Source organism: Kitasatospora sp. NPDC059722 (assembly GCF_042733235.1).
In the GTDB taxonomy this organism is placed as follows: Bacteria; Actinomycetota; Actinomycetes; order Streptomycetales; family Streptomycetaceae; genus Kitasatospora.
The window spans coordinates 22,011-24,082 of sequence record NZ_JBHWGD010000071.1 but is presented as its reverse complement, the minus strand read 5'-3'; the positions used below and the strand labels follow the sequence as shown (position 1 = coordinate 24,082).

Below are 2,072 nucleotides of genomic sequence, written 5' to 3'. Positions count from 1 at the left end.
GGGCGCGGGCGTCCCCGCCGCGGGCGCCCCGGCCCCGGGCCTTCGGTGACTAGTCACCGCCGCCCAGGTTCAGGTGCGGAAAGAGATCGGTGAACGGCTGCGTGGTGACGCGGACGCTCCCGCCGAACGGGTCGTCGAAGTCCCAGATCATGAACAGCAGGAACGCGATCAGCGCGCTGAAGCAGCCCGCCAGGATCAACTCCCGCGGCGTGCGCCGGATCTGGAGCGCGAAGAGCATGCCGAAGGTGACCAGCCCGCCCGCGATGAGCCCGAACCAGACCACCCCGGGCATCGTCGGCCCGGCGTTCTGCCCGCGCGCGTTGCGGGCGTCGGTGGCGGCGGCGATCCGGTCCATCACGGGCTGGTAGGTCTGCGCCTCCAGCTCGTTCGCGGGCTGCCGGGTGGCGACGTCCGAACGCACCTGGGCCAGCAGCTCGTTGCCCTTGTCGGAGACGCTCCCGTGGTCGCGCATGTAGTCCCACTCGACCTGGACGACGTACGACACGTAGGCGTCCACGTCGGCCCTGATCTTGTCGCGGACCTCGGCCGGGTAGACCACCGCCCGGTCGCTCACCTCCTGGAGCGACTGGGCCTCGCGGAACACGCCGTCCTGGGCGCTGCCGCGCGCCTCCCAGACGCCCGCGATCGCGAGGCCGAGGACGATCGCGTAGACCACGCCGATCATCATCGTGATGTACTCGATCACGTCCGGGGTCTCGGCGTGCTTCACGGTGCCCACCCGGCGGTGCCGTAGCACGACCACCGCCACGACGACGGCGCACGCCGCCGCCATGGCGATGGCCAAAGCGACCCACTCGTCCATGGGGACTCCCTTCTCTGGCTCTGCTCGGTGACGGGGAATGTCGGGGTGGGGCCCGGACGCGAAAGGTCCGGGCCCAGCGGGTTGTTCAGGGGTTCTTCAGGGGCGGGCGGGCGGCGGTCAGGAACCGCTCGACCGGCCTCGGCCGCCACCACCGCCGCGGCCCGGGCGCAGCGCTGCCGCCGCGATCACCGCGGGCACGGTCACGATGAGCATCGTGGTGGTCGTCTTGGCGGTGCGGTGGTGCACCGGGGCCTCCGCCAGGGGCTGACCGACCGGCACGTGGTAGCGGACCTGCGGCGCGGGAGTCGGCCACGCCGGGGTCGGCGGGGGCGGAGGCGGCGGGCTCGCCGCCGGGGTGGGGAGCACCGCGGCCGGGCTCGGCGAAGGGGCCGCGCGGGGCACGGGGGGCGCCGGCCGGGGCGTCTGCGGCACGGCCGGAGCGGGGAGTCGCGGGGCCGGCGCCGGTGCGGGCGGCGGCGGGGGTGCCGACGACGGGGGCGGAGGCGCCGGTGTGCGCGTCGGACTCGGGGGTGTGGCGCTCGGCGTGGGGGTCGGGGTGGGTGTCGGAGTCGGGGTTGGAGTCGGCGTAGGGGTCGGTGTCGGCGTCGGGCTCGGGCACGAATGGTGATGGTGTCCCCAGTGGTACCCGTGGTCCCAGTGGTCCCCGCCGTGGTCCCCGCCCTTGCCGTCCTGCCCGTCGTCGTCATCGTCATCGCCGTGCGGCCGGCACGGGTGGTGCCAGTGCACCTGGACGTCCACGCCGACCCCGACCCCGACGCTGACGTCGTGCCCGTCCGGCCCGACGTCCACCGAGACGTCCGTGCCGGTGCAGACGCAGACGTCGGCGACCGGCCCGTGCGGGTGCCCCCCGCCGTGGCGCACGGCGCCCGAGGCCGACGCGCCGCTCAGCAGCGCGCACATGGCCACCACGCCGACCGCGGCACCGGCCACCCGCGCCTTTCGCCCGCGGACGGCACGTCCTCGGCCGTCCACCGGTATCCGTCGGAGCTGCCGGGGCTGCCGGGGCTGCGGCATGGATCCACCCACCTCTCGGATCGTCGGGAAAGCACACCGCCGTTGCGGGCAGAGTGCTCTGGGGCAGGAAAGCCGGACGGAGGGGCGCAGCAGGACCGGCAGGTGCCGTGCGGAACCGCGGACCCCGGGTCCGCCGCCCCCGTCAGGCGAACCGCCCCCCCCCCGGGGGGGGGCGGCCCCGCGAGGGGGCACACGGGGGGGAGCGGGGGCGGGG

Annotated in this window: 2 protein-coding genes; both read right to left on the bottom strand. The window is 75.4% G+C overall.

The window, feature by feature from the left end; translation table 11 throughout:
- Positions 1-49: 49 nt before the first annotated feature.
- Positions 50-823: a hypothetical protein gene (locus tag ACFV4F_RS32870; protein ID WP_380440246.1), complete on the bottom strand. Its 774-nt coding sequence runs from the start codon at positions 821-823 to the stop codon at positions 50-52.
- A 117-nt stretch (positions 824-940) separates the two neighbouring features.
- Entirely contained in the window at positions 941-1,069 is a 129-nt protein-coding gene (locus ACFV4F_RS32865) for a hypothetical protein (protein WP_380440244.1), read from the bottom strand.
- Positions 1,070-2,072 lie beyond the last annotated feature (1,003 nt).